14 protein-coding genes are annotated in these 14,242 nt (G+C 69.5%); 5 read left to right on the forward strand and 9 right to left on the reverse strand.

Going from position 1 to position 14,242, the window contains the following annotated elements; all coding sequences use genetic code 11:
* Window positions 1–42: 42 nt before the first annotated feature.
* A complete protein-coding gene (gene egtA, locus ACWC1K_RS29885; protein ID WP_450835906.1) occupies window positions 43–1,323 on the reverse strand; it encodes an ergothioneine biosynthesis glutamate--cysteine ligase EgtA in 1,281 nt (426 codons plus the stop codon).
* A gap of 262 nt (window positions 1,324–1,585) precedes the next feature.
* On the opposite strand from egtA, the gene ACWC1K_RS29890 reads away from it, so the two are divergent.
* On the forward strand, window positions 1,586–1,963 hold the full coding sequence (locus tag ACWC1K_RS29890; protein ID WP_450835908.1) for an SDR family NAD(P)-dependent oxidoreductase: 378 nt from the start codon (window positions 1,586–1,588) through the stop codon (window positions 1,961–1,963).
* A gap of 61 nt (window positions 1,964–2,024) precedes the next feature.
* A complete protein-coding gene (locus ACWC1K_RS29895) occupies window positions 2,025–2,852 on the forward strand; it encodes a ZIP family metal transporter (RefSeq protein WP_450835910.1) in 828 nt (275 codons plus the stop codon).
* 634 nt (window positions 2,853–3,486) lie between these two features.
* Here the strand turns inward: ACWC1K_RS29895 and ACWC1K_RS29900 are convergent.
* The 3 genes from ACWC1K_RS29900 to ACWC1K_RS29910 all read right to left on the reverse strand — a co-directional run bounded on the left by ACWC1K_RS29900 (window position 3,487) and on the right by ACWC1K_RS29910 (window position 6,700).
* Window positions 3,487–4,077 carry an alpha/beta hydrolase gene (locus ACWC1K_RS29900; protein WP_450835912.1) on the reverse strand — a complete coding sequence of 197 codons (591 nt, stop codon included), beginning with the start codon at window positions 4,075–4,077 and terminating at the stop codon, window positions 3,487–3,489.
* Window positions 4,078–4,515: 438 nt separating this feature from the next.
* Window positions 4,516–5,637 carry a fatty acid desaturase family protein gene (locus tag ACWC1K_RS29905; protein ID WP_450835914.1) on the reverse strand — a complete coding sequence of 374 codons (1,122 nt, stop codon included), beginning with the start codon at window positions 5,635–5,637 and terminating at the stop codon, window positions 4,516–4,518.
* Window positions 5,638–5,644: 7 nt separating this feature from the next.
* Complete coding sequence (locus ACWC1K_RS29910) at window positions 5,645–6,700, reverse strand: ferredoxin reductase (RefSeq protein WP_450835915.1); 1,056 nt, start codon at window positions 6,698–6,700, stop codon at window positions 5,645–5,647.
* Window positions 6,701–6,786: 86 nt separating this feature from the next.
* Between ACWC1K_RS29910 and ACWC1K_RS29915 the strand changes: the two genes are divergently transcribed.
* Complete coding sequence (locus tag ACWC1K_RS29915; protein ID WP_450835917.1) at window positions 6,787–7,926, forward strand: helix-turn-helix domain-containing protein; 1,140 nt, start codon at window positions 6,787–6,789, stop codon at window positions 7,924–7,926.
* A gap of 77 nt (window positions 7,927–8,003) precedes the next feature.
* Here ACWC1K_RS29915 and ACWC1K_RS29920 read toward each other — a convergent pair whose 3' ends face one another.
* Window positions 8,004–8,486, reverse strand: coding sequence for a GNAT family N-acetyltransferase (locus ACWC1K_RS29920; RefSeq protein WP_450835919.1), 483 nt, complete (start codon window positions 8,484–8,486; stop codon window positions 8,004–8,006).
* Between the two features lie 240 nt (window positions 8,487–8,726).
* On the opposite strand from ACWC1K_RS29920, the gene ACWC1K_RS29925 reads away from it, so the two are divergent.
* The gene (locus tag ACWC1K_RS29925) at window positions 8,727–9,263 is read left to right on the forward strand and encodes a GNAT family N-acetyltransferase (RefSeq protein WP_450835921.1); all 537 of its coding nucleotides are present in this window, start codon (window positions 8,727–8,729) and stop codon (window positions 9,261–9,263) included.
* Between the two features lie 390 nt (window positions 9,264–9,653).
* Window positions 9,654–11,363 carry a protein kinase domain-containing protein gene (locus ACWC1K_RS29930; protein WP_450835923.1) on the forward strand — a complete coding sequence of 570 codons (1,710 nt, stop codon included), beginning with the start codon at window positions 9,654–9,656 and terminating at the stop codon, window positions 11,361–11,363.
* 211 nt (window positions 11,364–11,574) lie between these two features.
* Here the strand turns inward: ACWC1K_RS29930 and ACWC1K_RS29935 are convergent, their stop codons facing one another.
* The 4 genes from ACWC1K_RS29935 to ACWC1K_RS29950 all read right to left on the reverse strand — a co-directional run bounded on the left by ACWC1K_RS29935 (window position 11,575) and on the right by ACWC1K_RS29950 (window position 14,051).
* Window positions 11,575–11,706, reverse strand: coding sequence for a hypothetical protein (locus tag ACWC1K_RS29935; protein ID WP_450835925.1), 132 nt, complete (start codon window positions 11,704–11,706; stop codon window positions 11,575–11,577).
* Between the two features lie 329 nt (window positions 11,707–12,035).
* On the reverse strand, window positions 12,036–12,488 hold the full coding sequence (locus ACWC1K_RS29940; RefSeq protein ID WP_450835927.1) for a hypothetical protein: 453 nt from the start codon (window positions 12,486–12,488) through the stop codon (window positions 12,036–12,038).
* Window positions 12,489–13,093: 605 nt separating this feature from the next.
* The gene (locus tag ACWC1K_RS29945) at window positions 13,094–13,594 is read right to left on the reverse strand and encodes a hypothetical protein (RefSeq protein WP_450835928.1); all 501 of its coding nucleotides are present in this window, start codon (window positions 13,592–13,594) and stop codon (window positions 13,094–13,096) included.
* A 4-nt stretch (window positions 13,595–13,598) separates the two neighbouring features.
* Window positions 13,599–14,051: an ATP-binding protein gene (locus tag ACWC1K_RS29950; RefSeq protein WP_450835930.1), complete on the reverse strand. Its 453-nt coding sequence runs from the start codon at window positions 14,049–14,051 to the stop codon at window positions 13,599–13,601.
* Between the last annotated feature and the right edge of the window lie 191 nt (window positions 14,052–14,242).

The following is a 14,242-nucleotide window of genomic DNA, read 5'->3' on the forward strand; positions in this document are numbered from 1 at the left end:
GCCCCCGCCGCACCGCGATCACGGCAGCGCGGTTCGTACGTGTCACCGTCGGGCCGGGGGCCGTACGGACGGGCCCCGATCAAGCACGTCGTCCGCCGGGCAGCGGCCGCGGTGGACGTAGCGGTCGGCGTAGACCGCGACGGCGTCCACGACCCTGGTGCTCGCCCCCAGTCGGGGCAGGGCGTCCAGTGCCGCGGCGAAACAGGTCACGGCGGCGCGCTTCAGCTGCGGGTCGGCGAGGCCGTGGCGCGCCGCGTCCGTCCACAGCGGATTGTGCGGCGGGGGAGCTCCGGCGGCCCGCTCGGCCAGCGGTTCCACCGCCCGGTTCGCGAGCGTGGCGGCAGTCGGGTCGTCGAACAGGGCCGTGACCACCGCGAGCGGAACGATCCACCCGTCCTCGCCGGGCTGCGCGTCGATCATCCGCAGTTCCAGGTGTCCGCGCGGCCTGACGGGCGGAAACAGCGTGCTGATGTGATAGTCGAGGTCCGCGTGGGTCGGGGGGCGCATGCTGCGCGAGCGGGTCCATTCGCGGAAGCTCACTCCGTCCGGCACCTCCCAGGGGCCGTCCCGCCGTATGCACATCAGCGGTGCGTCGAGGACCCGCCGGCCCCAGGCGCGGCGCGGGTCCCGGGACAGCAACGGCCCACCGGCCCGTCCCGGGTCGAGTTCCGTCCACATCTGTTGCCGTGTCGACAGCCAGCCCGTGGCCCGGCCTTCGGCCATGGGCGAGTTCGCGAACGCCGCCACCAGGACCGCACCGAGGTGGTGTGCCAGCCACCAGCGGCGCGCGAACCCCATCACGCCGGGTTCCTCCCGTCCGGCATCGAGACACACCTGGACGGAGGCCGAGCTGCACATCAGGATCCGACCCGCCGGACCCGTACGGTCCAGACACGCCTCCATCGCGTCGTAGCGCGGCTCTCGCAGAAACCGGCGGGGCGGATTCCACAGATCGACGCCCATGCCCGCCAGTGTCAGGCCGAGCTCGCGCAGCGCGGTACGCACCGCCTCGAGATCGGCGGACACCTCCGAAACGCATCGGGTCAGCGACGGGGCAGGCCGCGAACTCAGCTCCACCTGCCCGCCGGGCTCGACGCTCAGGCCCGATGTCAGCGGCAGGGCCCGCAATACGGCGTGGGCCGCTTCCAGCTCTTCGCGGCCTACGGAGTCGTGCGGCGCACGCTCCCTGTGGACGAGCCATTCCACTTCTACGCCGACGCTGCGCGGCGGGCCTGCCTTGAAGCTGATTCCCTCGACCAGCGCCTCCGCGTGGTGTTCGGTGACGGCAGCACCATCAACGCCGCACTCCGGTGGAACCGACATCCGGGAGCCTCCTGAGCCGCCTCAGGGCCGTCGGGGATCCGACGTCCGGTACGCGTACCGCTCTGCCTGCCGCAAGGGTCCGCTGCCCTGACGTGTCATGACAAGAGCACGTTTGCCGGACGACCGAGTGGTCGGCTCCGGAAGCCCTTCGGGGGTGGACGTGCAGGGCCGGGTGGTGCGCGTCGCATCGTTGGACATCCTGTGGGAGACCCAAGTTGTTTTGGGCCTGGTTGGCCCAAGGGTTGGTGGCGGGGCTGTGGTCATGACCGACAGCAACAGCGATGTGACCAGCTTCCACAACCGGGGCGTCCTGATCATCGGCGAAACCAGCGGGATGGGCCTGGCCACCGCGCGTCTGCTCCTGGAAGCCGGCGCCGCTATCGTCATCACCGGCCGCGACGGTGCCCGCCTCGACCGCGCGGCCGAAGAACTGGACAAGATGTCCGACCAGGGCGCCCGGCTGTTCACGGTCCGGGCCGACTCCGCAAGCCTCACCGACTTCATCAGCGAGTGCGGCGACCTGACGCAGATCAACCACCGCGGCAGGACGCCCCGCGGGCGGTGTCACCTCCGGCAGTGCTGGAGCGCAAGGAATTGGCCAAGACTTCTCAAAATCAACCCACAGAGATCTATTAGGTAAGGCTTGCCTCATCTAGTTTCAGGAGGTAACTTCTCCGCTCGTCCAACTGGAGTCCCCCCTCATGTCCAGTTCCCAGGTAGCCCTGCTCGGCGCCATCGCAGGGTTCACCATCTACCTCGGCCTGCCCCTCGGCCGACTGCGCAACCCGAGCCCCCGGCTGCGCGCAGGTCTGAACGCCGTCGCCATCGGCATCCTGATCTTCCTGGTCTGGGACGTCCTGACACACGCCTGGGAGCCGGTCGACGAGGCGCTGGGCAAGCACGACTGGGGCACCGTGACCTCCGGGGGCCTCACCCTCGCCGTGGGCCTCGGAGTCGGGCTGATGAGCCTGGTGTACTACGACGGCTGGATTGCCCGCCGCGCGGCCTCCGCAGCCCGGTCCGTCGGCCCCGGTGCCGCCGCATCCGCCGAGCTGGCCCCCAGGGTCCGCAGCCAGGCGGGCTCGCTCGCACTGATGATCGCCACCGGCATCGGCCTGCACAACTTCGCCGAGGGCCTGGCCATCGGCAACTCCGCAGCCCAGGGCGAACTCTCCCTCGCCGTACTCCTCGTCATCGGCTTCGGCCTGCACAACGCCACCGAAGGGTTCGGCATCGTCGCCCCGCTGGCCGCCGAGGGTGAACGCCCCTCCTGGGCCACGCTGCTGCTGCTCGGCCTGATCGGCGGCGGCCCGACCTTCCTCGGCACCGTGATCGGCCAGCACTTGGTCAACGAAACCGTGTCGATCGCCTTCCTGGGGCTGGCCGCGGGGTCGATCCTCTACGTCGTCATCGAGCTGCTGGCCGTCGCCCGGAAGGCCGCGCTGAAGACCCTGACCACCTGGTGCATCCTGCTGGGCCTCGTCCTCGGCTTCGCCACCGACGCCATCGTCACCGCCGCCGGGGCCTGAAGCTCCCGTACGTCGGCGCGACGGGCACCTCAACGGTTCGTACCTGCACCTCGTACGGGCCCGCGGCGGTGACGAGGGCCCGCAGCCGTGCCGGCCGAACACTCCGGGCCCCTCAGGCAGTGTTCCGGTGCCCCCTGAGCAGTCGGGCGAGGACGGTGCTCCGCTTCGTCCGTGCGTCGGACGGATGGCACAAACGGGAGCGGAACACGCCAAGCGCCTGGTCGGCACCCATGCCGTGCCCGGCCGCTGCCGGCACGATGAGTGTCTCGACTTCAGCGTGACATGCGGGGTATCCGGCGAGATGCACACGTGTCGGTGCGTCGAGTCCGCGACTCTCATGAAGAAGTGTCTCGACGCAGCCGCCCATCTGGTCGAAGCAATCGTCGCAGGACAGCCACGGCTCGCTGACCGCGGTGAGGCTCGCCGCCCGTGCGGCTGTCAACGGCGCATCCGGTGTGCCCTTTTCATCTCTCCTCCGACGCAGGAATCCACCAGGTAGCCGCGGAGACGGAGTTCGGCCCGGAGCTTGATCCGCGCGTGATTCGTACGACAGGGCGGGTCCCGGATCATCACCAGCAACAGGGCGCCCGGCGACTGGTATCCCCCTTCCCCGAGCCGATCTTGTTACAGGCCCTCAGCGGTCGAGCGAGCCGATGAAGCGGTCCAGCCGAGAGACGACTTGCCGCAGGACCTCGACCGATCCTGCGGCATCGTCAGCAAGCTCCAAGCCATGGTCCGCCGAGGGCACTTCCAGGACATCGTGTCGCAGGGCCGCAGCAATGCGTGAATCCCAGAGATTGTCGGCGCTTCCGCCGATGAGGAGGGTCGGCTCCATGGTTCGCCGGAGAGCGGCGGCAACGTGGTCGATGGTCAGGACAGGGGTCAACCAGGCTGCCGGGATGTTCCTGTCGGCTGTGATGCCGCAGGCGAGAGAGCCCAGGGACTTGCCGACGACGAGCCGACAAGCCCCCGCCTCGGCTTCGATGGCCCCGGTGACCTGCCGTTCCACCCATGCGATCCGGTCGTCCACCGTGAACTGCGCGAACCCATCGGGGATCTGCCACCACAGTTCCTGGACCGTCCAGCCATGCTGGAGCAGGACGCTCCGGGCGAAGTGCAGTAGCGGCCGGGCAGGCGAGTAACCGACACCTGGAACGACCACCGCGACACGATCTCGGCCTCCGTCGAAACGGGTGGGCATGGCGAAGGGGACGGGATCAGACATGGCCGCAGAATACTTGTCAGCTGATCACGTGACTCCCGGTGCGCGAACGCCACCACGACCACCACCTGGGGAATCACGTGACCGCCGGCGATCCGCTCCCGCACCCAGCAGGCCGTCACCGCCGCCAGCAGCAGTTCGATCACTTTGCCGCGGCCGCCACTGGCGCGTCGGCGCTCGTATGTGCGCCCGCCGAGACCATGCCGGCAAGGCGTACACCAGCTCGTCCCGGGGGCGCGACATCACACGTCACACGCCTTCTGGGGGCACCCGGTGCGCCACGCCCACCGCTTCCAGATGCGGAATCAGCCTCTCGATCAAGCCCGCACCCGTCAGCCAGGATCCCGGCGACATGACTGCATGTCACCGGCGCACGCCAGCATGATCGCCCTCACGGAAAGCGTGGCGGGGCCCCAATGGCCCCGCCCTGCCAACCGGGAATCAGGCCGCGACGAGTTCCTTCTCGCGGTCCGGCATCCTGACGTCGGTGGTCTTCTTGTTCGGCAGCGAGAGGCGGAAGACCTTGCGCCACGCGGAGAACACCTGCTTGGGCAGCGGCCCGGTGACGTACTCCAGCTCGTACTTTTCGAACAGCGCGCGCACCTTCACCGCGACCTCGGCGTACCGGTTGCTCGGCAGGTCCGGGAAGAGGTGGTGTTCGATCTGGTGCGACAGGTTGCCGGTCATGAAGTGCATGGCCTTGCTGCCGCTGATGTTCGCCGAGCCCATCATCTGGCGCAGGTACCACTGGCCGCGCGTCTCGCCCTTGATCGACCGGCGCTCGAAGACCTGCACGCCCTCGGGGAAGTGCCCGCACATGATCACCGAGTGGGACCAGAGGTTGCGAACCAGGTTCGCGGTGAACGTGGCGGCCAGCGTGGGCAGGAACGACGGGCCCGACAGCAGCGGGTGGATCACGTAGTCCTTGAGCACCTGCTTGCGGATCTTGCGGCCCACGGCCTTGGCCCGCTCGCGGAATTCCGGATTGTTGCGGCGGCGCTTTTGCAGGTTCTTGCCGAGCTCCAGGTCGTACGCCGCGATGCCGTACTCGAAGAAGCAGGCGTTGAGGAAGTTCCACAGCGGCTGGCCGAGGTGGAAGGGGTACCACTTCTGGTCCTCGTCGACGCGCATGATGCCGTAGCCGAGGTCGTTGTCCTTGCCGATCACGTTGGTGTACGTGTGGTGGAGCTCGTTGTGGGAGTGCTTCCACTGGTCGGCCGGCGAGACGTGGTCCCACTCCCAGGTGGTGGAGTGGATCTTCGGGTCGCGCATCCAGTCCCACTGGCCGTGCAGGATGTTGTGGCCGATCTCCATGTTGTCCATGATCTTCGCCACGGACAGTCCGGCGGTGCCGAGCAGCCACGCGGGCGGGAACATCGAGAACAGCAGTACGCCCCTGCTGACCAGCTCCAGCTTGCGCTGGGCGGAGATGACCTTACGGATGTAGGCGGCGTCTTTCTCGCCGCGGCCGGCGATCACCTCGTCGCGGATCGCGTCCAGCTCGCGGCCGAGCTCCTCGATCTGCTCCGCGGTCAGGTGGGCGGTGGGGTCGATGGCGGTCAAGGTGCTCCTACCGTTCGATGTCGCAGGGGCCCGCGGCGGCGGACACGCAGGTCTGGATGAGGACGCCCGGCTCGGCCTCGGTGATCTCGCCGGTGCGCAGGTCGCGGACGGCGCCCGCCTTGAGCGGCGTGACGCAGCCGAAGCAGATGCCCATACGGCACCCGGAGGGCATGAGCACGCCGGCTTCCTCACCGATGTCCAGCAACGGTGTGGCGCCGTCCGCGGCGACGGTCGTGCCGGTGGTGCTGAACGTGACCTCGCCGCCGTCGCCGGTGGCGACGATGCTGGGGCGGAAGCGTTCGGTGTGCAGGCGCTCTGGGACGCCGTGCTCGCTCCAGTGCTTTTCTGCGGCGTCGAGCAGGCCTGCGGGCCCGCAGGCCCAGGTCTCGCGCTCGGCCCAGTCGGGCACGAGTTCGTCGAGGCGGGCGATGTCGAGCATGCCGTCCGTGTCGGTGTGCACCTCGGTCAGCCGCAGCTTGTTGTCCGCGACCAGGTCGTGCAGTTCGCTGCGGAAGATCACGTCGTGCGGCTGTGGCGCGCTGTGGACCATGACGACGTCGTCGAACTCGGTGTTGCGCAGCATGCCCATCACGGGTGTGATGCCGCTGCCGGCCGTCAGGTAGAGCACTTTGGCGGGCTTGGCCTGCGGCAGCACGAAGTCACCGGTCGGCTGGTCGAGCTGGATCAGCGTGCCCGGTTTGGCCCTGCGGACCAGGTGGTTGCTGACCTTGCCGTCGGGGATCGCCTTCACGGTGATCGTGACGCGGCCGTCCGGGCGGTTTGTCGGCGAGGTGAGGGAGTAGGCACGCCACAGGCGCACCCCGTCGACGTCGACGCCGATCCGCACGTATTGGCCGGGCGTGTGGCCACGCCAGCCTCGTCCTGGTCTGATCACGATGGTCGCGGCGTCACCCGTCTCGGGGTGGACGGCCTCGATGCGCCCCCGCAGGTCGGCGCCCGCGCGTAGTGGGCTGATCAGGTCGAGGTAGTCCGACGGCAGCAGAGGCGTCGTGACCATCTCGAGCAGTTTCCACGCCCTGCTCCGGAGGGCTGTACTCGTCATGATTCCAGCTTGCTGTGCCTCAGGGCGTAAAGTCCTGACCACAGGACGTGAATCTGGTCGGTTGAATTGTTCGCAGGGAACAAAACGTGAGCCATGCAATGCGGAGGGTCAGCGAACTGGCCCTGGATGAGACGACGGTCACCGCGCTTCGGGCCGCGCTGAAGACCACCGCCGACGAGGTCGTCCAGGCGATCATCGACGAGGTCCCTCCCTACGCCAACGCCCTCACGGGCCACATGGGCGCCACCATCCGCCGAGCCGTCCGCACCGCTCTGGGGCACTACCTGGACCTCGCGAGCGGGCAGGCCACAGGCGGCGATGCCGGTGACGCGGCCTATGAGCTGGGCCGCGGCGAGGTGCGCGACGGCCGTTCGATGGACGCCCTGCTCAGCGCCTACCGTGTCGGCGCCCGCGTGGCCTGGCGCTGCCTGGCAGCGGGTGCCGTACCGGCAGGCCTGCCCGCCGCCGAGGTCGCCAAGTTCGCCGAGCTGACCTTCGCCTACATCGACGAGCTCTCCGCGGCGAGCGCCGCGGGCCACGCCGACGAACTGGCCGCCCGGGGCAGGGCCCAAGAGCGCCACCTGGAACAGCTGGCCCGCGACCTCCTCGCCGGGGCGAGCCCGGACGTGGTGTGGGCCTCTGCTCAACGGGCCGCGTGGCAGCCCCCGGTTTCGCTGACCGCGGTCCTGCTGCCAGCCGACCAGGCCCGGCCTGCCTACCGCGCGCTCGACCCGAGCACCCTCGTCCTCGACGATCTGCCGGATGCCACCGGTGTGCTGCTCGTGCCCGATGCCGACCGATCACACCTCCTGCGGCAGCTGACCGACCGCTCCGCCGTGGTCGGTCCGCCCCGGCCATGGACCCGCGCATCCGCCTCATACGCACGCGCCGCACGCGCGCGCTCCCTCTCCCGCGATATCCGCGACACCGAGGACCACCTGCCCGAGCTGGTGCTGAGTGCCGACGCGGAGGCGTTGGCGGACCTGCGTGCCCGAGCCCTCGCACCGCTGCGGGCCCTGCCCGACGCGACCGCACGGCGGCTGGAGAAGACATTGCGGGCATGGCTGCTGCACCAGGGCAGGCGGGACGAGGTCGCAGCAGCGTTGTTCATCCACCCCCAGACAGTCCGATACCGCATGTCACAACTGCGGGAACTGTTTCCCGACCTCGCCACACCACACCGAGTCCTTGAACTGACCCTGGCAGTCGGCCTCCCGGCTAACTGACGCATGCCTGGACCGTCCATGACCACGCCCGCACGCGCTCCGGGAACCGTGCCTCGTCCCTGGCGCCAACAGCTGGCTCATGAAATGCGAAACTCGAATTCGGGACGGTCCCACGGTACGGCGGGCGGATTCGCGAACACGGTCCCGGTCCGCACCGCGCCGACGCGGTGGTAGAAGTCCTCGGCGGGAAGATGCGACACGACCTTGAGACGGTCGAGCCCGGCGGCACGGGCCTCGGACTCCATGTGCGCGACGAGCCGTCGTCCAATACCCCGCCCTTGCACGTCGTCTGCGACGAACAGCAGGTCGAGCTCCGGTGGATCGAGGACGAGCGAGTAGAACCCGAGGACCCGGCCTCCGTACTCGTCGGCGCCGACGGCCACGAAGGCGCGGTGTGCCTCGATGTAGTCAGGACCGACCCGGTAGCCCGCGACTGCGGCTGCGTACTTACCCTCGTAAGCGCTTGAACCACGCACCAGCCGAGTGAGCCGCTTGGCATCCCGCGCGACAGCCCTCCGTATCGTGATCGGCTGGCTGACCGGGGAAGTGCGTGAACTCATCCGGAGAGTATTTCGCACCCGGGAGTCCCCTCCTGCGGCGGGTCGGCTGCTGACACAGGCGCTCGCTCTGACACCGCTCCCGAAAACCGCTCGCCCAGGCCCCGATCAGCGCCGTCCCGGTTCCGGCCGCCGGGACCAGTCACACCGAAGCACTCGGCGCAAAGGTTCCATTGCAAGCCAAACCCACCTGAGGTGTGGAATCACTTGGCCCGTGCTCGCCGGAGAGATCATCATGTGGGGATGCCTGAGAACTCATCCTCCGTGGCACCGACTGTGGTGCGACTTGCCCAGTACACGAAGGCGGACCAGGAGGAGATCCTGGGCACCAGCGATGACCCCTTCGGTGTCGCCTGGACAGGTCTGACCTGGCGGCCGAAAGAAGATCACTTCGGCATCAGGCGCGACGGTCGGCTCGTGGCACACTCCGGCCTGCTGCGACTGCCTGTCGCGATCGGCGACACCGAGACAGAGGTGGTGGGCGTCGGCGGAGTCGCCGTCGCACCCGACATGCAAGGTCAGGGCCTGGCTCGGCTCGTCGTCACTGCTGCCCTGGAGCACGCCCGCACGATGGGTCCTCAGCACGCACTCCTGTTCTGCCGACCTCCCCTCGTGCCGCTCTACCAGCGCCTGGGATGGCACCCGCTCGACACGGACGTACTCGTCGAACAGCCCGAAGGCCGACTGGCGACCATGCCGCTGCGGACGATGGTGACGCCCCTGCGCGACGACGTCCGCTGGCCCTCGGGACCAGTGCGGCTGTTCTCGCTCCCCATGTGACGGGCCCCTGATGGAATCGCCGAGGACGACGGCGTCCTCCAGAGTGGGCTTGACCGGCATCCCGGCGGCCCCAGGTACATCACGCGGGTCGCCGCGGCCGGCGGCGGCATCCGAGGATGTGTACCGGCGCGGCAGCGCGAGCGTAAGGGCCGTCATATAGGGGGCAGTTTCCAAGAGTTCGGTCCGGTGGCAGGCGGCGGGCACGGGCACCCCGTAATCGTCAAAGGGGGATCTGCCGCGCCCGCGATCTCCGCGTCCCGTGACCCGCGCGACAGAAGTAACCGATTCCCTGAACACACGCACGGGCTGGAGTTAACCTCGTCTTCCACTCGCGTGAACTGACGTGCGTCGAACGTGACTTCGGGGGATTTCTTGTTAGCAGAGCGGCCGGTGCCGACGGACGATGCGGCTGCCGCGCTGCGGCAGACCGGTGCCTCTCCACTGCGGGTCGGCGACCCAAGGCGCGTCGGCCCCTATGCGCCGATGGCACTGCTCGGCAGTGGTGGCATGGGACGGGTCTTTCTGGCCCGTCCTCTGGACGACAGCCCCGGTCTGGTCGCGGTCAAGGTGATCAGGCCGGAATACTCCGAGGATCCCAGGTTCCGGCGCCGGTTCGAGCGGGAGGCGTCGGTGCACGCCCGTCTGCGTACACCGCACACTGCACGACTGTCCGGCACGGGCTTCGACGACGAGCTGCTGTGGATGGCCACCGAGTACCTCCCCGGCTTCGATCTGGCGGAGGCCGTACAGGAGGACGGCGCCCTGGAGCCGGTCGCGGTCTGGCGGCTGGTGGCAGAGCTGGGGCAGGCACTGGCGGACCTCACCGACGAGGGAATCGTCCACCGGGACCTGAAGCCGTCCAACGTACTGCTGTCCGTCCGGGGCGCGCACCTGATCGACTTCGGTATAGCGAAGGCCGCAGACGCGAGTGCGATCACCGGTACCGGAAACCGGGTGGGGACTCCCGCCTACATGTCGCCCGAGCATCTGAGGGAGGGGCGGTCCGACACGGCGTCGGACGTGTTCTCGCTCGCTGGGACGCTGGTCTACGCGGCAACAGGACGGGCGCCGTTCGGCGACGGAACCGGCGTCGACGTGATGCACCGGGTGGCGTTCGAGGACCCCCGTCCCGAGGTGATCGGTCAGATCTCGACGGCGGACGCGGACCTCGGTTCACTGCTGACCGCGTGCCTGGCCAAGGAGCCCGAGCGGCGGCCCACCCCACAGGAGCTCATCGACGCGGCCGGAGCGCGCGCCGTCCTGTCCACCTGGCCCGAGCCTTTGGGCGGCAAGGTGCTGGCCCGACAGCGGGCGTACGAGGCGCTGCACCGCGTGCCTGTCGCAGGCACGCCCCGCTCAGGGTCTCCGGGTGATCTGCCGCCGGTCCCGTCCGCGCAGGTGCCTCAGCCTGCTCCACCTGTCATGGAGCCCCCGGTCAAGGGCGAGGGCGTCCCGGCGAGAGCGCCTGCCCTGGCCCGGAGCAAGCCGTGGCTGATCGCCGTGGCAAGCATCTCGGCCTGCGCCATTGTCGCCGTGGCCGTACTGCTCACACGCCAGGACCCTCCCTCCACCGACTCCGCGAAAGGCGGTGCCACAGAGGCCATCGGCACCGCGCCCGGTGGCGGCTCCAGCGCCCAGGTGTCCCCCAGCACGAACGGACAGCCCCGCCCGAACGTCGACGGCGTCGCAGTCGAAGAGCGCGGGAGCAGGGCCGGCTCCGCCCCGCGGACCGGCGCATCAGGCTCAGCCGACGATCAGCACGACGAGGCCTCTGCCCCGGGTACTACGCCGGACGCCTCCCTCTCCCCCGCACCGTCCGCCGACAGCCCGTCCACCGACGCCGACACCGCTCCCTGGCTCTCCGACTGCACGTACTACTCCGGCAACGGACGCACACGCCTAGGCGACAGCGGCAAACGCGTAGAGCAGGTTCAGTGCATGCTCACCAAGCGCGGATACAGCGTGGGAAGCACCGGCGTGGACGGCGAGTTCGGATCCGATACGGAAACCGCAGTCCGGACCTTCCAGGCCGACCGGGGGCTGAAAGCCGACGGCATCGTGGCACACGACACATGGGGCGCGCTGCGCAGCGCAACTTGACGTTCCGGCAGCGCACTCACCGAGCTGGCGGGCCCTCGGGCGTCGCGCATGTCCGGAACGCATCAACGCCGGCCGCCGCAACCGCCGCGCTGCTGACACCCGGACCACCGGGGGCGCTCCCCGGGCGCGCCGCACCAGCCGGCCGGGGATGCCGTCGGCTGCCTGGTACGGACCGGGGCAGCGCCCCACACCGCACCAGGCTCACGTTGCGTCAGCAGGCCGCGCAGCGCGCTCGGACGGTGCCCCGCCGGATGATGATCAGGATCAGCACCAGGCAGACGACCGTGGGTTGGGGGAACCGTTCCGATCGCTCCAGCAGCGAGAGGATGATGTCGTAGTACATGCCGGGCCTCTTTCGTCGATGCTCGGTGGCGGGCCCCGGTCATGTGCCGACATGGAGATCCGGGGCCTGCCGCGGAAAGTGCCCCAAGCGTCGGCAGAGGTGTGCCTCTGCGTCACCCTCCTTTGAGGGGTGAGTACGCCCAGGGACTTACCTGTCGCCGAACGTAATTCATTGCTAAATGACCCAACTGCCTTCATTCCCCGCATCCTTGACCTCGGCGGGCGATGTTTCGCGGACGCAGCGTCACATGCGGGCCAAGCTGGTTGGCCACACAGGTAGGCCAACCCGGTTGGCCTTGATGGTGACAGCTGGTAGCCGTTCGGGGACGGTCAGCCGTCGCGCTGCTGGCGGCGCAGCGTCTCCCGGCTCCATCCTGACAATCCCGCCAGCACCGACTGGGAGATCCCGGCGGCCGATGCCTCGGTCACCGCCGCGCGCAGCAGGTGGCGGGCATCCCGCAGCCGGCGTTCGGCATCCGCGCGCAGCGCGGCCGCCCGCCGTACCCGCTGCTCCATCAGCTCACGCAGCCCGAACACCGCAGGCCGCGTGGCGCGTTGCGGTGAACGCACCACCACCCGCACCGCGGGTGCCCCAGCGGCGGTGACCTCCTGCAAGCTGCGGCCGTGCTGGCTCAGGTAGGCCTGGAAAGCGTCCACCGCCAGATCGATCGGGCTGCCGCCCGACCCCCACTCGGGGCTGATCTTCTGCACCCGCCATTCCCGCCCGTCCTGCAGTTGCACCTCCATCCGGTAGTAGCCCGCGCCCTGCCCCGTACCGGTCATCCCCCACCCCTTTCCCCGGGCAGGCCCCCAGCCCGCCCCTCAGTCCCGTCGGCCCGCGGGATCGGTCTCGCCTTTGCTTGTCTCCCGGGCCGACCGCGGCTCCGGTTCGCCGCACCGCAGCCTGCCCAGGACCAGGGCACCAGACGCATATGTCATCGCCGGTTCCTCACACTCGGCGCCCGACACCGCGGCCGCCAACGTCGACGCACGCTCACTGGCCTTGCTGCTCTCAGGGTCGCCGTCCGGTCGGTCGCAGAGCGGGGACGGAGGCGGCCAGCGGGCTGGTCAACGAGTGAGCGGCGCTGTGGCCGTCGTCAAGGGATGGGCCAGGCAGGTGGCGGGCGGAGCTGTCTGCGGACGACTTCCCGGCTGCCGGGACATGACGATCTCGACGCGTACCGCCTGGGGTTCGCCCGGACCTGCGTCCAGGCTGTTCCGGCACACAGCCGGTCGACGGTCAGGGACGAGACGTAGGGATGCCGGCCAACGGGACGCATCTCGGCGGGCCTACCCTCGACCGTACCGGCGTGGAAGCGCACGCCCGCCAGGTCCACCCCCTGCGGGCTCCACGGCCCTCGCCGCCCACCCGGCCCCGCAATGCCACCTCAGGTGGCCAGGGCCGAGGCCAGTTCCTCGGTGGCGTGGACCAGTTCGGCATCCTGATCGTTCAGCAGTCGCGGGATGGCAGCGCTGTGTGCGCGGACCGCGCGGCGGGCCGCGTCTTCCCACACGACGTAGTGGCCATGGCGGCGCCGCAGTTTCGGGTAGGCGGCGGCCGTGGTCTCCCACTGGCGCGCGCCGGCGATCTTCCGCAGCAGATCAAGAATCTGGGCCCGGCAGGTGACCTCGGGGCGCTGGGCGAGGTGCCACAGGAAGGGGACCGTGACGGCGGTTGCCTGGTCGACGACGAACCCGTACCGGCAGATCCGGTTGCGCAGCCTGTCCAGCGCGGTGCGCGCCGCGCCTGCGTCGCCCGAGGCGAGGGCGGCGAGCAGGAAGGGGATGGCCGCAGCGGACCCGGTGGTGTCCTTGATCTCGCGCCAGGGCACCTGCGCGACGTCCCCGAGAGTGGCGGCCGGCCGGTCGTGTCCCACAAGCATGCTCATCGTGTCAGGGCATCGCCGTACCGTCCGGCCGGGCGCCGTGCCGGGTGGGCAGCATGGCCCAGACGGTCTTGCCGGTGGGGGCGGAGCGGGTCCAGCCCCAATGTTGGGACAGGGCATCGATGATGTGCAGGCCGCGGCCGTGCTCATCGAGCTGGTCCGTCGTCCTCGGGCAGGCCGGCAGCGTGCTGCCGCCCGGGTCGGTGACGGCACACACCAGGTGGTGGGGGCGCAGGGTGAGCTTCAGCCATACCCCGGGCTCGGCGTCGCCGCAGTGTTTGTCCGGTCGGGCGTGCACCACGGCGTTGGCGACGAGTTCGGAGACGATGCTCAGCGCGTCGTCACGGCAGTGGTCCAACTCCCAGCAGGCCAGGGTGCGGTGGGTGAAGGCGCGCGCCTGGGCGCATTCCTGGCCCGTATCGGGCAGATGCAGGGCGGCCGTCCTCGGCGCGCCGTGCATGCGCACATCCAGCGGTGCACTCCGATCGGCCGTGCTCGTAGCCGGGCTGAACAGGGCTGCTCGGTGCGCGGGCGACACAGCGCCTCCCTGAGAGGACGTCAGGACGGGGCGTCTGCATGGAGGTTGACGCCTTGGCTATTATCCACGCCGAGAGCGACTCCGTGCAATTTCATGGGAAATTGCGCGCGTCG

The organism is Streptomyces sp. NPDC001492 (genome assembly GCF_053597275.1).

Excerpts from the sequence above, each read along its gene's own strand:
- ACWC1K_RS29940 (WP_450835927.1), bottom strand. The coding sequence starts at position 12,488 with ATGACCGGTACGGGGCAGGGCGCGGGCTACTACCGGATGGAGGTGCAA.
- ACWC1K_RS29945 (WP_450835928.1), bottom strand. The coding sequence starts at position 13,594 with ATGAGCATGCTTGTGGGACACGACCGGCCGGCCGCCACTCTCGGGGAC.
- ACWC1K_RS29950 (WP_450835930.1), bottom strand. The coding sequence starts at position 14,051 with ATGCACGGCGCGCCGAGGACGGCCGCCCTGCATCTGCCCGATACGGGC.
- ACWC1K_RS29925 (WP_450835921.1), top strand. The coding sequence starts at position 8,727 with ATGCCTGAGAACTCATCCTCCGTGGCACCGACTGTGGTGCGACTTGCC.
- ACWC1K_RS29890 (WP_450835908.1), top strand. The coding sequence starts at position 1,586 with ATGACCGACAGCAACAGCGATGTGACCAGCTTCCACAACCGGGGCGTC.
- ACWC1K_RS29910 (WP_450835915.1), bottom strand. The coding sequence starts at position 6,700 with ATGACGAGTACAGCCCTCCGGAGCAGGGCGTGGAAACTGCTCGAGATG.
- ACWC1K_RS29920 (WP_450835919.1), bottom strand. The coding sequence starts at position 8,486 with ATGAGTTCACGCACTTCCCCGGTCAGCCAGCCGATCACGATACGGAGG.
- ACWC1K_RS29935 (WP_450835925.1), bottom strand. The coding sequence starts at position 11,706 with ATGTACTACGACATCATCCTCTCGCTGCTGGAGCGATCGGAACGGTTC.
- ACWC1K_RS29895 (WP_450835910.1), top strand. The coding sequence starts at position 2,025 with ATGTCCAGTTCCCAGGTAGCCCTGCTCGGCGCCATCGCAGGGTTCACC.
- ACWC1K_RS29900 (WP_450835912.1), bottom strand. The coding sequence starts at position 4,077 with ATGTCTGATCCCGTCCCCTTCGCCATGCCCACCCGTTTCGACGGAGGC.
- egtA (WP_450835906.1), bottom strand. The coding sequence starts at position 1,323 with ATGTCGGTTCCACCGGAGTGCGGCGTTGATGGTGCTGCCGTCACCGAA.